The 17,829-nt window shown below is 67.7% G+C and carries 19 protein-coding genes, 2 tRNA genes and 2 other RNA genes; 16 read left to right on the top strand and 7 right to left on the bottom strand.

All coding sequences use genetic code 11. The features are described from left to right. Nucleotides 1-111: 111 nt before the first annotated feature. From IB227_RS05095 to dnaQ, 3 genes are read left to right on the top strand one after another with little or no spacing between them, the layout of a single operon-like run. The gene (locus tag IB227_RS05095) at nt 112-576 is read left to right on the top strand and encodes a methyltransferase domain-containing protein (RefSeq protein WP_225591592.1); all 465 of its coding nucleotides are present in this window, start codon (nt 112-114) and stop codon (nt 574-576) included. A 17-nt stretch (nt 577-593) separates the two neighbouring features. Then, nucleotides 594-1,046, top strand: a complete 453-nt coding sequence (gene rnhA, locus IB227_RS05090) for a ribonuclease HI (RefSeq protein ID WP_132864874.1) — start codon at nt 594-596, stop codon at nt 1,044-1,046. An 8-nt stretch (nt 1,047-1,054) separates the two neighbouring features. Then, the gene (gene dnaQ, locus IB227_RS05085; protein WP_192286542.1) at nt 1,055-1,780 is read left to right on the top strand and encodes a DNA polymerase III subunit epsilon; all 726 of its coding nucleotides are present in this window, start codon (nt 1,055-1,057) and stop codon (nt 1,778-1,780) included. Between the two features lie 17 nt (nt 1,781-1,797). On the opposite strand, the gene IB227_RS05080 is transcribed toward dnaQ, so the two are convergent. Further along, the gene (locus IB227_RS05080) at nt 1,798-2,502 is read right to left on the bottom strand and encodes a protein phosphatase 2C domain-containing protein (RefSeq protein ID WP_132864872.1); all 705 of its coding nucleotides are present in this window, start codon (nt 2,500-2,502) and stop codon (nt 1,798-1,800) included. Here IB227_RS05080 and IB227_RS05075 point away from each other — a divergent pair. From IB227_RS05075 to IB227_RS05065, 3 genes are all read left to right on the top strand, one after another. Continuing rightward, entirely contained in the window at nt 2,485-2,721 is a 237-nt protein-coding gene (locus IB227_RS05075) for a hypothetical protein (protein ID WP_192286541.1), read from the top strand. The genes IB227_RS05080 and IB227_RS05075 overlap by 18 nt on opposite strands. After that, nucleotides 2,700-2,790 (top strand) — tRNA-Ser (locus IB227_RS05070). The genes IB227_RS05075 and IB227_RS05070 overlap by 22 nt, the downstream gene beginning before the upstream one ends. Nucleotides 2,791-2,868: 78 nt before the next feature. Continuing rightward, nucleotides 2,869-2,995, top strand: a non-coding RNA gene (locus IB227_RS05065) — RtT sRNA. Nucleotides 2,996-3,291: 296 nt separating this feature from the next. On the opposite strand, the gene IB227_RS05060 is transcribed toward IB227_RS05065, so the two are convergent. Continuing rightward, nucleotides 3,292-4,752: an MFS transporter gene (locus IB227_RS05060; protein WP_192286540.1), complete on the bottom strand. Its 1,461-nt coding sequence runs from the start codon at nt 4,750-4,752 to the stop codon at nt 3,292-3,294. Nucleotides 4,753-5,344: 592 nt separating this feature from the next. Between IB227_RS05060 and IB227_RS05055 the strand changes: the two genes are divergently transcribed. Beyond that, nucleotides 5,345-5,743, top strand: a complete 399-nt coding sequence (locus IB227_RS05055) for a DUF6165 family protein (RefSeq protein WP_192286539.1) — start codon at nt 5,345-5,347, stop codon at nt 5,741-5,743. Between the two features lie 61 nt (nt 5,744-5,804). Here IB227_RS05055 and IB227_RS05050 read toward each other — a convergent pair whose 3' ends face one another. Then, nucleotides 5,805-6,851 (bottom strand): glycosyltransferase family 9 protein, encoded by a 1,047-nt coding sequence (locus IB227_RS05050; protein ID WP_192286538.1) that lies wholly within the window; start codon nt 6,849-6,851, stop codon nt 5,805-5,807. A gap of 22 nt (nt 6,852-6,873) precedes the next feature. On the opposite strand from IB227_RS05050, the gene IB227_RS05045 reads away from it, so the two are divergent. From IB227_RS05045 to IB227_RS05035, 3 genes are read left to right on the top strand one after another with little or no spacing between them, the layout of a single operon-like run. Next, nucleotides 6,874-7,623, top strand: a complete 750-nt coding sequence (locus IB227_RS05045) for a 3-deoxy-D-manno-octulosonic acid kinase (RefSeq protein WP_132866158.1) — start codon at nt 6,874-6,876, stop codon at nt 7,621-7,623. Nucleotide 7,624: 1 nt separating this feature from the next. Next, nucleotides 7,625-8,392 carry an MBL fold metallo-hydrolase gene (locus IB227_RS05040; protein ID WP_192286537.1) on the top strand — a complete coding sequence of 256 codons (768 nt, stop codon included), beginning with the start codon at nt 7,625-7,627 and terminating at the stop codon, nt 8,390-8,392. Between the two features lie 2 nt (nt 8,393-8,394). Beyond that, the gene (locus IB227_RS05035; protein ID WP_225591591.1) at nt 8,395-8,808 is read left to right on the top strand and encodes a nuclear transport factor 2 family protein; all 414 of its coding nucleotides are present in this window, start codon (nt 8,395-8,397) and stop codon (nt 8,806-8,808) included. A gap of 27 nt (nt 8,809-8,835) precedes the next feature. On the opposite strand, the gene ffs is transcribed toward IB227_RS05035, so the two are convergent. Next, nucleotides 8,836-8,932, bottom strand: an RNA gene (ffs, locus tag IB227_RS05030) — signal recognition particle sRNA small type. A 313-nt stretch (nt 8,933-9,245) separates the two neighbouring features. Between ffs and sugE the strand changes: the two genes are divergently transcribed. After that, entirely contained in the window at nt 9,246-9,563 is a 318-nt protein-coding gene (gene sugE / locus IB227_RS05025) for a quaternary ammonium compound efflux SMR transporter SugE (RefSeq protein WP_132864811.1), read from the top strand. Between the two features lie 6 nt (nt 9,564-9,569). Here the strand turns inward: sugE and IB227_RS05020 are convergent, their stop codons facing one another. From IB227_RS05020 to IB227_RS05010, 3 genes are all read right to left on the bottom strand, one after another. Then, on the bottom strand, nt 9,570-10,058 hold the full coding sequence (locus tag IB227_RS05020; protein WP_192286536.1) for a GNAT family N-acetyltransferase: 489 nt from the start codon (nt 10,056-10,058) through the stop codon (nt 9,570-9,572). Then, complete coding sequence (locus IB227_RS05015) at nt 10,055-12,418, bottom strand: GH92 family glycosyl hydrolase (protein WP_192286535.1); 2,364 nt, start codon at nt 12,416-12,418, stop codon at nt 10,055-10,057. The genes IB227_RS05020 and IB227_RS05015 overlap by 4 nt, the downstream gene beginning before the upstream one ends. A gap of 496 nt (nt 12,419-12,914) precedes the next feature. After that, nucleotides 12,915-13,007 (bottom strand) — tRNA-Ser (locus IB227_RS05010). 139 nt (nt 13,008-13,146) lie between these two features. On the opposite strand from IB227_RS05010, the gene dnaX reads away from it, so the two are divergent. The 5 genes from dnaX to IB227_RS04985 all read left to right on the top strand — a co-directional run bounded on the left by dnaX (nt 13,147) and on the right by IB227_RS04985 (nt 17,811). Beyond that, nucleotides 13,147-15,033 (top strand): DNA polymerase III subunit gamma/tau, encoded by a 1,887-nt coding sequence (gene dnaX / locus IB227_RS05005; protein ID WP_192286534.1) that lies wholly within the window; start codon nt 13,147-13,149, stop codon nt 15,031-15,033. 5 nt (nt 15,034-15,038) lie between these two features. Continuing rightward, nucleotides 15,039-15,359: a YbaB/EbfC family nucleoid-associated protein gene (locus tag IB227_RS05000; protein ID WP_132864806.1), complete on the top strand. Its 321-nt coding sequence runs from the start codon at nt 15,039-15,041 to the stop codon at nt 15,357-15,359. A gap of 91 nt (nt 15,360-15,450) precedes the next feature. Further along, a complete protein-coding gene (gene recR / locus IB227_RS04995) occupies nt 15,451-16,050 on the top strand; it encodes a recombination mediator RecR (protein ID WP_132864805.1) in 600 nt (199 codons plus the stop codon). A gap of 51 nt (nt 16,051-16,101) precedes the next feature. Next, nucleotides 16,102-16,452, top strand: a complete 351-nt coding sequence (locus IB227_RS04990; protein WP_192286533.1) for a histidine triad nucleotide-binding protein — start codon at nt 16,102-16,104, stop codon at nt 16,450-16,452. 60 nt (nt 16,453-16,512) lie between these two features. Next, nucleotides 16,513-17,811 (top strand): hypothetical protein, encoded by a 1,299-nt coding sequence (locus IB227_RS04985; protein ID WP_192286532.1) that lies wholly within the window; start codon nt 16,513-16,515, stop codon nt 17,809-17,811. The last annotated feature ends 18 nt before the right edge of the window (nt 17,812-17,829 follow it).

Genomic DNA, 17,829 nt, shown 5'->3' with positions numbered 1-17,829 from the left:
TGGGAGCACCGGCACCTGCTCCAGCGCCTGCAGGGCGTGCCTTCACAGCCTTGGCTGTGGCTGTCCCCCAATGCGGCATGGCGGCCCGAAAACGGTCCGGCGGGACGTGGATTGCGCCTGCACCGGGTGGGCAACGGCGGGCACTGGTTCGGCGACCTGCATTGCGGACTGCCGCTGCCATTGCCGGCCGAAGGCTTCAACGCGATCGTGATCCAGCACGCGGCCTCTGAGGACCTGGACCGCTTGCTGGCCGAGTGCGCGCGGGTGCTGATGCCCGGCGGACGCCTGTGGATGACGCTGCTCAACCGCTACAGCCCGTACCGGGCACATTGGCAGTGGCAGGGCGCGCGGCCGGCCTCGATGGCGCGCAGCCGCGTGCTGCTGAAACGGCATGGCATCCGTTGCCAGACCGTGCAGTATTACGGGCCGCTGTGGAGCCAGGCCGCCGATGCCCCGGGCAGCGGGCTGCCGGCCTTGCGCGCCTTGTGCGTGCTGGAGGCGGAGAAGCGCACCGAGGCGCTGATCGGGCCGATCAAGGCCAGCCGTGCAGGCTGGTCGCGGCCGGTCGTGACCTGAACAACTTACGGAACTACATGAAGTCAATCGAAATACATACCGACGGCGCCTGCCTCGGCAACCCGGGGCCGGGCGGTTGGGCGGCCCTGCTGCGCTACAAGGCGCACGAGCGCGAACTGAGCGGCGGCGAAGCGCACACCACCAACAACCGGATGGAGCTGATGGCGGCCATCGCCGGGCTGGAGGCACTCAGCGAGCCGTGCAACATCATGCTGCAGACCGACTCGCAGTACGTGCGCCAGGGCATCACCGAGTGGATGCCGGGCTGGGTGCGGCGCAACTGGAAGACCGCCGGCGGCGACCCGGTGAAGAACCGCGACCTGTGGGAGCGCCTGCACACCGCCACCCAGCGGCACCAGATCGAATGGCGCTGGGTGAAGGGCCACAATGGTGACCCTGACAACGAACGCGTGGACCAGTTGGCCCGCGATGCAGCAATCCGCGTGCGCGATGGCGCCGCAAGCAACTGAGGTAGGCCATGCGCCAGATCATCCTTGATACCGAAACCACTGGCCTGGAGTGGAAGAAAGGCAATCGCGTGGTCGAAATCGGCTGCGTGGAGCTGCTGGAGCGCCGCCCCAGCGGCAACAACTTCCACCGTTACATGAAGCCGGACTGCGACTTCGAGGCCGGCGCGGCCGAAGTGACCGGCCTGAGCCTGGATTTCCTGGCCGACAAGCCGCGCTTCGACGAAATCGTCGATGAGTTCCTGGCCTACGTGGACGGCGCCGAGCTGATCATCCACAACGCCTCGTTCGACATGGGCTTCCTGGAGAACGAGATGGTGCTGGCCGGCAAGGGCCGGCTGAGCGAGCGGGTGGCGGTGACCGACACCCTGGCGATGGCGCGCGAACGCTTCCCGGGCCAGCGCAATTCACTCGATGCGCTGTGCAAGCGCCTGGGCGTGGACAACTCGCACCGCCAGCTGCACGGCGGCCTGCTCGATGCCCAGATCCTGGCCGACGTCTACATCGCGCTGACCTCCGGCCAGGAAGAGATCGGCTTCGGCCAGCCCGAGGCGGAGAAGGCCAGTGCCGCCGGCACGATGCAGGCCTTCGACGCTTCGGTGCTGTTGCCGCGGCCACAGGTGGTGGCCACGGCGTCTGAGCTGGAGGCGCATGAGGCGCGCCTGGCCAAGCTCCGCAAGAAGGCTGGCCACGCCTGGTGGGATGGCGACCGCGCGCCGGAACCGGAACCGGCCTGAGGCCGGGAGCCGCTGCCTCAGTGGCAGCGGACGAGGATGGCGGTGATGTTGTCCGAGCCGCCGCCATCCAGCGCGGCGGCGACCAGCATGTCCACGCATTCCTGCGCGCTGCAGTCGGCGTGGCCGAGGGTTTCGGCCAGGCTGCGGTCGTCCACTTCCTCGGTCAGGCCGTCACTGCACAGCAGCAGTTGCATGCCTGGGCGCAGCTCGCCGGTCATGGTGGCGACGTTGAGGTGGGCCGGATCGGTGACGCCGAGCGCCTGGGTGACGACATTGCGGTGTGGATGGGCGCGGGCCTGCTCGGCGGTGAGCGTGCCCTGGGCAATCAGCTCCTGCACGTAGCTGTGGTCCTGGCTGAGCTGGCCCAGCTTGCCGTCGCGCCACAGGTAGGCGCGACTGTCGCCGACCCAGGCCACCTCGAAGCGGTTGCCCTGCACGCGCGCGGCCACGACGGTGGTGCCCATCGGCAGGCTGTCGTTGCGGCGGCGCGAGGTGCGGATGATCTCCTCGTCGGCGATGCGGATGGCCTGGGCCAACGCGGTGCCGTTGCGGACTTCGCGCACGATGGTCTCGCGCGCCAGCGCGCTGGCGACCTCGCCACAGGCATGCCCGCCCATGCCATCGGCGACCAGCCAGAGGCCCAGCTCGCCGTCACCGTAATAGGTGTCTTCATTGAGCTGGCGGCGCAGGCCGACGTGGCTGAGGTGTCCGAATTCGATCATGGGTGCCCGGAAGGGCGCGGCGTATGGAGAATCCGCATCATCGCGTTCATGGACGTGTACGGCAAGCGGCGGCAGGGGGCCAGCCAGCTGCGGGAAAGGTTGCCGGACGTGGCGTTGATCGGTTTGATGATGAAAAAGCGCTTGTCGGCTTGGCCGAAGCCCCTTATCATTCGCAGCCCGGCTCGCCGGGACCATCTGGAGAGGTGGCAGAGCGGTTGAATGTACCTGACTCGAAATCAGGCAGGCGTTTATAGCGCCTCGGGGGTTCGAATCCCCCCCTCTCCGCCAGATACATGAAAAAAGCCGCCTCCGGGCGGCTTTTTTCATGGGGCATCGTTCGGGTCGTATCCGCCCGGGGCTGGAACATGCGAGATGGAATGCGGGGGGATGAGAAGCCCCGCCGGGGTTCGACCGCCGGCGTCAGCCGGTGGGACGGCGAAGCCGCCCGAAGGGTGAGGCGCGCAGCGTCGAATCAATCCCCCCCTCTCCGCCAGATACATGAAAAAAGCCGCCTCCGGGCGGCTTTTTTTGGGGGGGCATCGTTCGGGTCGTATCCGCCCGGGGCTGGAACATGCGAGAGGGATCGCGGGGGATGAGAAGCCCCGCCGGGGTTCGACCACCGGCGTCAGCCGGTGGGACGGCGACGCCGCCCGAAGGGTGAGGCGCGCAGCGTCGAATCAATCCCCTATCCGCCAGGTAGAAGAAGGCCGCCCGAAGGCGGCCTTCCTCATCGCGCGGTGGTACCTGGCCGCGTGCAACCCGGTGGCATTCCACGCGGGGCCGTGCCGGTCAGTGCCCGCCCTGGGCGGCCAGCTTGTCCAGGTCGATGCCCTGCTTCTTGAGGATGCCGACGGTGCGCAGCGCGTAGAACGCCAGGTAGCAGAAACACAGCACGCCGACGACGAAGCTGTAATGGATGCCGATGCGGTCGGCCAGCGCGCCCTGCGCGAAGCTGACCACGCCGCCGCCCATGATCATCATGATCAGCAGGCTGCTGCCCTCGTTGGTGTTGCGGCCCAGGCCGGTGATGGCCAGGGTGAACACGCATGGCCACATCGTGCTGCAGAACAGGCCTACGCTGATGAAGGCGATCACGCTGGTCATGCCGGTGGTGAACATGCCCACCAGCAGCGCGGCGATGCCGCACAGCGCGAAGTACAGCAGCATGCGCGCCGGGTTGCCCTTGCTGGCCAGGGTGGCCAGGATCATCAGCACGATCACGCCAGCGTAGCCGTAGAACTGCGAGATCTCATGCCGGGCGATGGCATTGACCGCCAGGAACAGGCCGAAGGCGATGTACGGCAACAGCAGGGTCAGCCAGCGCTTGACGTTGTTGCCGACGTCGAACGCGCCGGCCGCGCCGCTCCAGCGGCCGATCATCAGGCTGGCCCAGTACAGCGACACGAACGGGGCGATCACCGACACGTCCAGCCCGAGACCGCCCTGGTCGACCGGCAATTCCAGGTAGGCCGGCAGGTTGGCGATGGTGGACACCTCGACGCCGACGTACAGGAAGATCGCGATCATCCCCAGCACCAGCTGCGGGTAGGAGAATGCCGAGCGCTTGTGGATGAGCTTGTCGCTGTCCTGGGCCTCGTCGGCCGCCAGCGCATCCAGGTCGATGTGGTTGGGCAGCGGCGAGAACTTCAGCAGCAGCGCCACCAGCACGAACACGCCACCGAGCACGAGGTAGGGCGTCTTGACGCTTTCGATGCTGGCTTCGGTGTTGCCCGAGGCCACGCTGCCGAAGATGGCGAAGCTCACCAGCAACGGCCCGATGGTGGTGCCGAAGTTGTTGATGCCACCGGCCAGGGTCAGCCGCTGCGCGCCGGTGGCCGGGTCGCCCATCACCACCGCCAACGGGTTGGCGGCGATCTGCTGCAGCGAGAAGCCCAGGCCGACGATGAACAGGCCCGACAGCATCAGGCCGAACGAACCGAGGTTGGCGGCCGGGTAGAACAGCAGGGTGCCGACGGCCGAGATCAACAGGCCCAGGCTGATGCCGTTCTTGTAGCCGATGCGGTTGAGCACGTCGGCGCCGATCAGCTTGGAGGTGAAGAAGTAGAACAGCGAGCCCACCGTATAGGCGACGTAGAAGGCCAGCGCCACGTACTGGCTTTGTGCCTGGGTCAGGTGGAAGGCGTTCTTGAAGACCGGGATCAGGATGTCGTTGCTGGCAGCGACGAAGCCCCAGAAGAAGAACACCGTGATGAGGACGGCAAACTGGGACCAGCGGGTTTTTTGGCTCATGGAGTAGTCATCGCGGCAGAGGAGGGCAGGTGTCCCGATGCCACGCGGCTTCCCCTGCGGGAGTTGTCGGCGCGGCCCGTCACACATGCAGGGGTGCAGCGGGCATTGCGTGCCCGGTGCCGTGGGGCGATGCAAGGCCAGCAGCATGATCTGGACTCGACCCACGCGGCGGGTGTCGGAAGCGACGGTGGCGGCCGTCAGGCCATTGGCCGACCTCCCCCGGTTCCCCGATTTCCCCGCGTGCAGTCATGGCATTGCCCGTCCGAGCCAGCCGGCGACGGTTGTACAGAGCGTTTGTCGGCACTGTCAACGAAGACTTTCAGCCGTTACCAAGTTCGCTGCCGCGGGGCCGGAATGGCGTGTGCACAGCGGCCCGCGTCGCCGCAATGCAGCATCGCCCGACGATGTGCCGCAATGCGTGGATGCGGACCGCCGGACGCATGCCGCCATGCCGCGGGGCCCTGCCGCCCGTGCAGGAAAAGGGCGGCAAATGCCTCTGGTACGGCGGGCGGCGGTCGGGCCGAGGGGCAGGGAGGGGCACTGCGATGCCATGCACGGCTACACTGTGCGCCACGTTTCGCAGGTGTGCCCCATGTCTGAAATCCTGGTCCCCGTTTCCTTTGGCGAGCTGCTCGACAAGATCTCGATCCTGCAGATCAAGTCCGAGCGGATGAGCGATGCGGCCAAGCTGGCCAATGTGCGCAATGAACTGGCGGCGCTGGACCGCACCTGGGCGGCCCACCCGGCCGCGGTGCAGGACATCGCCGCGCTGCGCAGCGAGCTCAAGGCGGTCAACGAGCGGTTGTGGGACATCGAGGACGACATCCGCCTGAAGGAGAAGGCGCAGTCCTTCGACGACGGCTTCGTGCAGCTGGCGCGCAGCGTCTACTTCCAGAACGACGAGCGCGCCCGGATCAAGAAGGCGATCAACCTGGCGCTGGGCTCCAGCTACGTGGAAGAGAAGTCCTACCAGGATTACCGCGCCGGCTGAGCCGGAGGAAGCCGCGCCAATTGAAAAGGCCGCCCTGGGGGCGGCCTTTTCGTTGCGCGGATCAGTGGCCGTGGTCGCTGCGGTAACGCTCGAAGGCGGCGATGGCGTCCTCGACGGTGATCAGTGACATCACCTCGTCGAACTCGATCTTGGTGCCCCATTTCAGCGCGCTGGCCGGCTTGTGCAGGTAGCGGCGGGCGGCGTCGTCGTAACGGTCCACGCAGTAGCGGCGGTCCGAATAGGGGCCGCTGCGTGCCGGATTGCTGGCCGCATGCAGGCCCAGCACCTTGGTGCCGACCGCATTGGCGATATGCATCGGCCCCGAGTCCGGGGTGACCAGCAGGTTGGCGCGGGAGAGCAGGGCGGGCAGCTGCTTGAGCGTGTCCTTGCCGACCAGGTCCAGGGCCGGGTGTTGCATCGCAGCGAGGATGGCGTCGGTGGTGTCGCGTTCCAGGTCGCTGCGGCCGCCGCACAGCACCACCCGCCAGCCTTGGGCAGCGGCGTGGTCGGCCAGCGCGGCGTAGCGCTCGGCGTACCAGTTGCGGCGCTGGTGGCTGGAGCAGGGCGAGATCATCAGCACCGGCCGGCCATCGTCCTGCCATTGCGCGGCGGCCCACGCATGGGCGTCGGCCGGCGTGGCCAGGTCCCAGCGGACCTCGGTCTGCTTCAGGCCCAGCGGCTCGCAGAAGCTGCCGATCGCATCGAGCACATGGATGCCCGGGCGGTCGGGGATGCGCTCGTTGATGAAAAGCCCGTGCAGGTCCTTCGAACGTGACGTGTCGTAGCCGATGCGGCGCCGGGCAGGGATGAAGGCCGACAGCACGTTGGCACGCAGCGCCACCTGCATCTGCAGCAGGGCCTCGAAGCGCCCCTCCGGCAATTCGCGACGCAGCGCACGCATTCCAGCCAGGCCGGTGTTCTTGTCGTAGACGTGGAAATGCACGCCCGGCAGCCCGTCGAGCAGTTTGTGGCCGGCCTTGTCGATCACCCAGTGCAGTGGCGTGCCCGGCAGGCCCTGCTGCAGGGTGCGTACCAGCGGCACCACATGGGTCACGTCTCCCAGCGCCGAGAGGCGCAAGAGGCACAGCGGGGAGGACGTTGCAGGCATGGTGTTGTTAGACTCGCTAAGAATGGTCGCATTCGACGCCACTGAAGCTCTGACGCCGTGCCGCGAAGGTCGTGGATACGGTGCCATTCTGTTCGACCGCCAACGCCTGCGGCAAGCCGAGCCGACGCTGTTTTCCCCTGCCCACTGGGGCGACAAGGCGCGGCCGGTGGGCGAGGGCGGGCGTGGCGGCGCGTGGTTCGTGGATGCGCCGTTCGGGCATTGCGTGCTGCGCAACTACCTGCGCGGTGGGGTGGCGGCCAAGTTCAGCCGTGACCGTTACCTGTGGCAGGGCCCGGACCGCACCCGCAGCTTCGCCGAATTCCGGCTGATGCGAAAGCTCATCGCGCACAAACTGCCGGTGCCGCAGCCGCTGGCCGCGTTCTACATGCGCGATGGCGTGCGTTACCGGGCGGCGATCCTGATGGAGCGTCTGGAGGACGTGCGTTCGCTGGCCGACCGCGCGCAGGTGGCCGGGCGTGGCGCCCCCTGGGAAGAAGCCGGGCGGCTGATCGCCCGTTTCCACCGGGCCGGGTTGGACCATGCCGACCTGAATGCCCACAACATCCTGTTCGACGCCAATGGCCGTGGCTGGTTGATCGATTTCGACCGGGGCGTGCTGCGCATCCCGGCCACGCGCTGGCGGGAGCGCAACCTCAAGCGCCTGCTGCGTTCGCTGCTCAAGCTGCGCGGCGAGCGCAGCCGCGAGGATGTCGAGAAGGACTATGCACGGCTGCGCCGTGCCTACGATCTGGCCTGGAACCGGGGCGTGTGAGATGAGTTGGGCAGTACGTTTCCTGGGCGTCGGCAATGCCTCGGCGGTGGAACTGGGCTCGCCGATGGCGGTGATCGAGCGCGACGGCCAGCCATGGCTGACCATCGACTGCGGTGGCGAGGGGTTGACCGCCTACCGCGCGCACTACGGCGCGCTGCCGGATGCGCTGTTCATCACCCATGTCCACCTGGACCATGTGGCCGGCTTCGAGCGGCTGTTCGTGGACGCCTTCTTCAACCGGCAGCGGCGCGGCAAGGTGCGTGTGTACGTGCCGGCCACGGTGGTGCCGCTGCTGCACAAGCGCATCGGTGACTATCCGAACGTGCTGGCCGAAGGCGGGGCCAATTTCTGGGATGCGTTCCAGCTGATCGTGGTCGGGGACGCGTTCTGGCACCAGGGCGTGCGGCTGGAGGCATTCCCGGTGCGCCACCACTGGCCGGAGACCGCCTATGGCCTGCGCCTGCCCGGCGCACTGGTCTGGAGTGGCGACACCCGGCCAATCCCGGAGATGCTGGCCCGGTATGCCGGCGACAACGAATTGATCGCCCACGATTGCGGCTTGCACGGCAATCCCTCGCATACCGGCGTGGACGACCTGGAGCGCGAGTACGACGCGGCCACGCAGGCGCGCATGGTGCTCTACCACTACGCCGGCGCCGCCGATGGCCAGGCGCTGCGCGCACGCGGGCATCGGGTGGCGGAGCCGGGTGAGTGCATTGCACTGGCCGATTGCAGCGGTCCGCAGGTCGATCCTGCGACCTTGCCCTGAGCATGCACGGCCTGTCCGCCTCTGCGGCGTTGGCCACCGAGCTGGAAATGCTGGAGCGGGCGTTGGCCACCGAGCTGGAAATGCTGGAGCGGGCGTTGCATACCGCCGAGGTGCGGGCTGACCGGCAACGGCTGGAAGCCCTGCTGGACGAAGACTTCAGCGAGGTCGGCCAGTCCGGCCGCTGCTACACGCGCACGCAGATGTTGCGGCACCTGCCCGCCGAAGGCGCGCAGGTGGATATCGAGGCGAAGGACTTCGTGGTGGCGCTGCTGGCGCCGGATCTTGCCCAGGTGCGTTACCGCAGCCGGTATCGCCCCGCCGGGCAGGCAGACGCGTGGGCCGAGCGCAGTTCGTTGTGGCGGCGGCAGGGTTCACGCTGGCGGCTGTGCTTCCACCAGGCCACGCCCGCGCGCTGAGCGCGGCAACCCCGCAAAAAGGCGGTGGCCCCGCCGGCTGACCTCGGCGCCCGCGTCGATCGATACCGTTGCTGCCTTCCGGCCCTGGCGGGATTTTCGACCTAGCGTCGCGAGGGGCCGACGGGGCCACCATAGAGACGGTTTGGCCGCGCAATGCGCGGCCATTCGCAATCCAGAAAGTGTTGGGGCGATGGGATCATCAGCCGCCGCAGCTCACGGACCGGACACAAACTGGAGCAGGTCCTGTCGTGCGCGGAGATTGTAGCCCATGCCGGGGCTGCGCGGCCAGATCCGTGTGTAAACCCCGTGTAACCCGTGACCTCGCGTTGACGGCCATTGCCGGCCGGCTTGGCTAGAATGCGCCCCACAACGGAGGACGACCTCCCCCATCGCGGGAACCCATCCAGGACGGCCTGGCCCCTTCAAGGAGCCCTGTCATGGCTTGGATCTATCTGTTGGTCGCGGGTCTGCTGGAAATCGTCTGGGCATTGGCGATGAAGCAATCCCATGGTTTCACCCGGCTGGTCCCTAGCGTCATCACCCTCGTCGGCATGATCGCCAGCTTCTGGTTGCTGGCCGCGGCCATGCGCACCCTGCCGCTGGGCACGGCGTACACCATCTGGACCGGTATCGGCGCGGTCGGTGCATTCGTCATCGGAATCACCTTCCTGGGCGAGCAGGTCAGCGCGATGCGTATCGGCGCGGCGGTGTTGATCGTCAGCGGCCTGGTGCTGATGAAGTTGTCCAGCAGCTGAGGCGGCTCAGCGCTCGTCCAGCAGCAGGACCATGTCCACCGCGTCCAGGCCGGGGCCGTGGCCATTGGCCACGCGGCCGGTCACGCGGAAGCCCAGCCCGGCGTAGAACGCCTCGGTGTGCTGGCTGGTGCTCAGGACCACCTGCCGCACCTGCGGGTGCTGGCGTGCCTGTTGCAGGCGCGCCAGCGCCAGCTGCCGGCCCAGCCCTTGCCGCTGCCGTTGGCGCGCGACCATGCCCCAGCAGAAGCCCGCCGTGCCGTCCGGGCTGAGGGTCAGGCCACCGCAGGCCACGACCCGGCCCGCAGCTTCAATCACCAGATAGCCGTGTTCACCCGCCAGCGCGTCCAGGAAGCGCGCGAAGTCGGCACGCTCGCCGGGGGCGAAGTAGTCGGGCGTATTGCCATCGAACAACGCCAGGCAGGCCGCAGCGTCGGTCGCGCGGTAAGCGCGCACGTCGTGGACAGGCGCGCGGGTGGTGGTGCCGGGTGGGTTCATCGAATCACCGGGCCGGACTGGGAATAGGGCGCGATGGCCGCCGCCGAAGGCCACTGGGTGTTCGGCTCGGCCTGCATGCGGAACTGCAGTTCGCCGCCGGCCAGGATCTCCTCATGGGTCAGGAATACGCGGTCCAATGGCTTGCCGTTGAGGGTGACGCCGCCCACATAGGTGTGCGCGTCATCCAGCCCATCGGCAACGATGCGGAACTGCTTGCCGTTGGGCAGGTTCAGCGTGGCGCGCGGCAGGAACGGACGGCCGAGGATGTACTGGTTGCTGCCCGGCGTGACCGGGTAGAAGCCCAGCGCGGTGAACACGTACCAGGCCGACATCTGGCCCAGGTCGTCATTGCCGGCCAGGCCATCGGGGCGCGCGGCGTACTGGCTGTCCATGATCTGCTTCAGGCGCGCCTGGCTGCGCCACGGCTGGCCGGCGTAGGCGTACAGGTAGGCGACGTGGTGGCTGGGCTCGTTGCCGTGCGCATACCAGCCGATCAGGCCGGTGATGTCCTCCATGTGCGCGAAGATCGCCGGGTCCACCTTGGCCTGGAACACCGCGTCCAGCCGTTGCAGCAGGCGCTCGCGGCCGCCGTGCGCTGCCGTCAGCCCGGCCACATCCTGCGGCACGTACCACGAGTACTGCCAGGCATTGCCTTCGGTGTAATCGCTGCCGTAGCCGCTGGCACTCGGGTCGAACGGCTCGCGGAAGCTGCCGTCGCGCTGGCGTGCACGCATGAAGCCGGTGGCCGGGTCGAAGGCGTGCTTCCAGTTGGCCGCGCGCTGGCTGAACTCGCCGGCCACCGCGTCCTTGCCCATCGCCTGCGCTACCTGCGCGATGCTCCAGTCGTCATAGGCGTATTCGAGCGTCTTGCTGGCCGCTTCGCCTTCCTCGTCGATCGGTACGTAGCCCAGCTCGCGGTACTGCGCGATGCCGTCGTACGGGCCGTAGTTGGCGCTGGCGACCATGGCCTGCAGGGCTTCATCGGTGTCGTACCCGCGGATGCCCTTCATGTAGGCATCGGCGATCACCGGCACCGCGTGGTAGCCGATCATGCACCACGTCTCCAGGCCGTGGAACGACCACACCGGCAGCACGCCGTACGGGCTTTCGCGGCGCGAGGCGAGCAGTGAGTTGACGAAGTCGTTGGTGCGTTGCGGTGGCTGCAGCAACGTCGTCAGCGGATGCAGGGCACGGTAGGTGTCCCACAGCGAGAAGGTCGAGTAGTTCGTCCAACCCTTTGCCTGGTGCACCGCATTGTCCGGCCCGCGGTAGCGGCCATCGCTGTCCATGAACAGCGTCGGGCCGAGCAGGGTGTGGTACAGCGCGGTGTAGAAGCGGGTGCGTTGCGCGGCGTCGCCTTGGGCATCGACCGCGCCCAACGCGGTGCTCCATTGTTGTTTGGCCGCCGCACGCATGCGGTCGAAGTCCCAGCCCGGTGCTTCGGCGTCGAGGTTGGCGATGGCGTTGTCCTCGCTGACCGGCGAGATGGACACCTTGACCAGCAGCGGGGTACCGGCGCGCGGCGTTATGTCGAAGGCGGCGACCAGTTGCCGGCCTTCGATCTGCGCACGCTGTGCCGGGTTCTTTTCGGCCGGTGGCGGGAAGCCCTTGTAGGCTACGTCCTGCTCGGTGTCATGCAACTGATGGCCGGCAAGCGGCTGCGAAAAACGCAGCGCGAAGTACAGCTGCCGGCCCGGCGCCCAGCCGCGGGTTTCGCGGAAGCCGGTGACCGTGCCATCGGGGCGCACGCGGATGCGCGACCACAGGATCTTGCCCGGGTAGTCATACATGCTGGTGCGCAGGTCCAGCAGCACGTGCGCAGGCTGACCGGCCGGGAAGCTGTAGCGGTGCATGCCTACGCGCGCGCTGGCGGTGAGTTCGGCGCGCACCTTGTAGTCGTCCAGTGTCACGGCGTAATAGCCGGGCTGCGCGGTCTCGCTGTCATGGTTGAAGCGCGAGGTATAGCCGCTGCCCGGCTGGTCGGGGTTGCCGCGTTCAAGCGTGAGCGCGCCGGTGGTCGGCATCAGTAGCAGGTCGCCCAGGTCGGAATGACCGGTGCCTGAGAAATGCGTGTGCGAGAAGCCAACGATGGTGCTGTCGTCGTAACGGTAGCCTGCCGCCCAGCCGTAGCCGTCCTTGCGCGACTGGATGCGGGTATCGGGCGAGAGCTGGACCATGCCGTAAGGAACGGTGGCGCCGGGATACGTATGCCCTTCGCCCCCGGTGCCGATGAACGGGTCGACGGCGGCGTAGGCCGATTGGCCGGCATCAGGGGCTGCGGCCCGGGACAGCGAGGGCGCGGCGGTGAATGCGCCCGCAAGGGTTGCCAGTGCCAACAGGGTTCCGCCGAGCTTCTTCATCCCGCACCTATTTGGATCGGTCCAAAAAACGAAACTAGCACGGGAAAGAGGGGCATGGCGGGTGTCATTTCCCGACTCACCACTTGGCGGCGTTGGGGTGCCGGATCCAGACTGAAAAGTAGTCGGGGCGATTCTCATGGAGCGTCGGGAATGCTCGGCTTGCTCATCGTGTCTTTGTTCACTGGACACTTGCGCGTGGCTGCATCGCTGGTCGCCGGTGATGAGGGGCAGTCCGCCGCGTTGGCCGGAGGTCGATGCAGCGGAGCATCCTGCTTTCAGTGCCTTTTATCGGCAAAGGGAAAGCCGCCACTGGGCGGTGTTTTCTTTACATGACGGAGAGAGGTGGATTGATTCGGTGCTACGCACCTCACCCTTCGGGCGGCTACGCCGCCCCACCGGCTACGCCGGCGGTCGAACCCGTTGGTGCCGTCATCTCCCATGCTTTCCGCCCCATAACTGAAAAAGCCGCCCACAAGGGACGGCTTTTTCAGTTATCTGGCGGAGAGAGGGGGATTCGAACCCCCGAAGCGCGGTTTAGACGCTTACACACTTTCCAGGCGTGCTCCTTCAACCACTCGGACACCTCTCCGGATCCTGCTGCTGCAATGCCTCAGCAGGGGCGCAGATTCTATAGGGACTGGGCGTCGGCCACAAGCACCCCCTGAACAGGGTGCTGGCGGACAGGGTGGGCGTGGCACAATGGGGCTTCAGATGAAGACGGTTGCCTGATGTCCTATCTCGTCCTTGCCCGCAAGTGGCGTCCGAAGCGTTTTGCCGAGCTGGTGGGCCAGGAACACGTGGTCCGCGCGCTGAGCAATGCGCTCGACAGTGGCCGCGTCCACCACGCCTTCCTGTTCACCGGCACCCGCGGTGTCGGCAAGACCACCATTGCCCGCATCTTCGCCAAGTCGCTGAACTGCGAGCAGGGCACCAGCGCCGACCCGTGCGGCCAGTGCCGGGCCTGCCTGGACATCGACGCCGGCCGCTACATCGACCTGCTGGAAATCGACGCCGCCTCCAATACCGGCGTGGATGACGTGCGCGAGGTGATCGAGAACGCCCAGTACATGCCCTCGCGCGGCAAGTACAAGGTCTACCTGATCGACGAAGTGCACATGCTGTCCAAGGCGGCGTTCAACGCGCTGCTCAAGACGCTGGAAGAGCCGCCGGAGCACGTGAAGTTCCTGCTGGCCACCACCGACCCGCAGAAGCTGCCGGTCACCGTGCTCAGCCGCTGCCTGCAGTTCAACCTCAAGCGCCTGGACGAGGAGCAGATCCGCGGCCAGATGACCCGCATCCTCACCGCCGAGCAGATCGCGTTCGACGACAGCGCCCTGGTGCAGCTGGCGCGTGCAGCCGATGGCTCGCTGCGCGATGGCCTGTCGCTGCTGGACCAGTCCATCGCCTATGCCGGTGGCGCGCTGCGCGATGACGTGGTGCGCGCCATGCTGGGGACGGTCGACCGCACCCAGGTGGCGGCGATGCTGGACGCACTGGCCGATGGTGATGGCACGCGGCTGCTGCAGGTGGTCGCGGCGCTGGCTGATTTCTCGCCGGACTGGAGCGGCGTGCTGGACGCGCTGGCCGAGGCGCTGCACCGCATCCAGGTACAGCAGCTGGTCCCGGGCACCGTGGTGCCGGGCGAGGGCGTGGATGCGGTGGCCTTCGGCCAGCGGTTGCGCCCGGAAGTAGTGCAACTCTGGTACCAGATGGCCCTGGGCGGCCGTCGCGACCTGCACCTGGCGCCCAGCCCGCGTGCCGGTTTTGAAATGACCGTGCTGCGCATGCTGGCGTTCCGTCCGGCCGGCGCGGTACCGGCCGTGCCGGAAGGCTCGGGGCAGGGCACCGGGGAACAGGTCGGTGCCGCAACGACGGGCAGCGGTGTGACGGCCGCGGCCGTTGCCGCGCCAGTGACTGCGTCCAAGCCGGTTGCTGAGCCCGTGGTGCCGGTGGCACCGCCTGCAGCCGTGGCCGCATCCGAGCCGGCGCCGCCGGCCAAGTCGCAGGTAGCCGATGACGACCTGCCGCCGTGGGCGGTGGAGGCGGCCGAAGCCGCCGCGCGTGACGAGGCGATGGCGGCGGAAATGGCGATGTCCGAACCGGTCGAGGAAGCGCCGGTACGTCAGGCCGCGCCGGCGGTTCCGGTGGCCCCGACCGCGCCAGCGCGCCCGAGCGGAATCGAGATCGCCCCGGCCGCCAGGCCGGCGGCCACCGGCACTGGGCGCGCCCTGGACAGCGCCGAACAATGGCTGGACCTGATCGTCGACAGCGGCCTGTCCGGCCCGTCGCGCGAACTGGCCGCCAACGCGGCGTTCGTTAGCTTCCAGAACGGTGTGCTGAAGCTGGCGCTGCTGCCGGGCTTTGAGTACCTGCAGTCCGAACGTGCGTTGGCGACGCTGGCGCAGGCCTTGTCGCAGGCCTTGGGCAGCACCCCGAAGATCGTGATTGAAACCGGCAACGTCCAGGCCGAGACGTTGCACGAGCGCGCTGATCGCCAGCGCGGTGAGCAGCAAACCGCGGCCGAAGCCGTTTTCATGGCCGACCCCCAGGTGCAGCAGCTGATCCAGCAGGGCGCCCGGGTCGTGGCCGACTCCATCCGTCCCTTCAAAGAGTAAGAACCATGCGCGGCAATATCGCCCAAATGATGCAGCAGGCCCAGAAGATGCAGGAGAACCTGCAGAAGGCCCAGGAAGAAATCGCCAAGCTGGAAGTCACCGGCAGCGCCGGTGGTGGCATGGTCAGCGTGACGCTGACCGGCACCAAGGAGTGCCGCAAGGTGCGCATCGATCCGTCGGTGCTGTCCGACCAGGAGATGGTGGAAGACCTGATCGCCGCCGCCTTCAATGATGCCTCCAACAAGATCGACGCCGAATCGCAGAGCCGCATGGGCTCGGCCACGGCCGGCATGAAGCTGCCGCCGGGCATGAAGCTGCCGTTCTGATGATGCTGGCGCCGGCCGGGCCGGCACCTGCGTTACCCGCGTCGCGAAGCCTCCGGGCTTCGCGCGCTTGTTTTGAAGAGAGCCTGTCGCGATGAGCCTGCCGCTGCTGGAACAACTGATCGAAGCCTTCCGTGTGTTGCCGGGCGTCGGCCAGAAGACGGCCCAGCGCATGGCGTACCACGTGCTGGAGCGCGCACGCGACGGCGGCCAGCGCTTGTCCGAGGTGCTGGCCGAGGCCATCGAGAAGATCGGCCACTGCGAGCAGTGCCGGGATTTCAGCGAAACCCCGGTGTGTGCGGTCTGCGCCAGCAGCAGTCGCGAGCGGCAGACGCTGTGCGTGGTTGAATCACCGGCCGATCGCCTGGCGATCGAACACGCCACCAGCTATCGCGGCGTGTACTACGTGCTGCAGGGGCGGCTGTCGCCGCTGGACGGCATTGGCCCGCGCGAGCTGGGGCTGGACAAGCTCGAAGCCCGGTTGGCGCAAGGCGAGGTCACCGAGCTGATCATCGCCACCAATTCCACCGTCGAAGGCGAGGCCACCGCGCACTACCTGGCGCAGCTGGCGCGCCGCAACAAGGTGCGGCCCAGCCGCCTGGCGCAGGGCCTGCCGCTGGGGGGCGAGCTGGAGTACGTGGACCGCGGCACCTTGTCGCACGCCTTTGGCAGCCGCAGCGAAATCAGCGAATAAGCCACGGCGGGGCGGTAAGCTGTAGGCCGTTCAACGCCAATGAGCCGTCGCATGACCGATACGATTTTCGGCAAGATCATCCGCCGCGAGATTCCCGCCAACATCGTCTATGAAGATGACGAGGTGCTGGGCTTCAAGGACATCGCCCCGCAGGCGCCGGTGCATGTCCTGTTCATTCCCAAGAACGACGTCATCCCGACCCTGGATGACCTGCAGCCCTCGCAGGCACACCTGATCGGCAAGCTGGCCCTGGCTGCTGCCGAGTACGCGCGCAGGGAAGGCTTCGCGCAGAACGGCTACCGCATCGTCATGAACTGCCGCGAAGATGCCGGCCAGACGGTGTTCCACATCCACCTGCATCTGCTGGCCGGCGCGCCGCTGGGGCATTTCGGCGCGGCGTAAGCCGACATCGGGTGGGTTTGACGACGCGCGGAACACGGTTCCGCCATGAGGGGGTGTTCGGTGGCTGGAGGCATCTGCAGGCGCATTGGCCTGCTGTTCGTGTTGTTCCCGTCGGCAGCATTCGCACAGGGCTTGCCGGAGGCATCCGTCGCCAGCGCGGCCTTCCAGCGCATGCAGCAGCTGTGTACGGCCGATGATGGCAAGACCTGGGGCGTGAGCCTGTGCGGACCAGTGCTGTTGGCCGATCCGGCCAGCCGCCAGTTCATTGCCAACATGGACGGCGTGGATGCCGCGCTGGAGCGCGAGGGCGCACTCTTCCGTGGCCGCTTGCCCGACAAGGTGCCGGTGGCCAACACCGCGGTGGAGTGGAATGGGCGTACCTGGACGATGTTGATGCTGCCGCTGCCGGAAGATCCGGTGGCGCAGTCCATCCTCTTCATGCACGAGGCCTGGCACCGCATCCAGGCGCAGATCGGCCTGCCGGCCACCCATGCCGATCAGGACCAGCTGGAGACGGCGCAGGGGCGTACGGCCCTGCGGCTGGAGCTGCGTGCGTTGCGTGCGGCAATGGAGGCAACGGACGCGGCGCAGCGGCAACGGGCCAGCCGTGATGCCTTGACCTTCCGGGGCTGGCGGCAGGCGCGTTTCCCGGAGTCGCGTGCTGCCGAGGATGCGATGGAGCGCCATGAGGGCATCGCCGAGTACACCGGCCGCATCCTCGCGCAGGATGCGGCGCGGGAAGCACACCTTGCCGAACACCTGCGCCGCGGCGACGGCGTGACCGCCTATGCCCGTTCCTTCGCCTACTACACCGGGCCTGCCTACGGTGTCCTGCTGGACCGGGCTGCGCCGGACTGGCGCACCCGTTGGAACCGGAAGGACGGATTGCCACAGCTGCTTGCGGTCGGCCTGGGGGTACCCATCGACGCCGATGAGGCCGCGTTCCGGCGTGCTGGCGCGCGCCATGGCCTGGCCGAGGTCGAGGCCGAGGAGGCCGCCCGCGCCAGGCAGCAGGCCGAGGTGGTGGCGGCCCTGCGTGCGCGGCTGGTCGATGGCCCGGTGCTGGGCGTACCGGTGAACGGTGCCAGCTTCAGTTTCGATCCGAACCGGGTGACGCCGTTGCCACCGCAGGGTGCGGTGTACGGGGTGATCCGCGCGGCAGCCGAATGGGGCGTGCTGGACGTGCGTGGTGACGGGCTGTTGTCCAGCGACTGGAAGCGGCTGTCGGTGGCCCATGCCGGGGCACGGCAAACGGCCGAGGGCTGGGCGGGCGAGGGATGGGAGCTCGCCCTCAAGCCTGGCTGGGTGCTGCGGCCTGATGCCCGCGAGGGCGACTGGACGATCCGCCGGCAGGAGTGAGTTCTCCTGCCGGCACGA

Origin of the sequence: Stenotrophomonas sp. STM01, assembly GCF_014852135.1 — a bacterium.
GTDB lineage: Bacteria > Pseudomonadota > Gammaproteobacteria > Xanthomonadales > Xanthomonadaceae > Stenotrophomonas > Stenotrophomonas capsici.
This window is presented reverse-complemented; position numbering and strand designations above follow the sequence as displayed.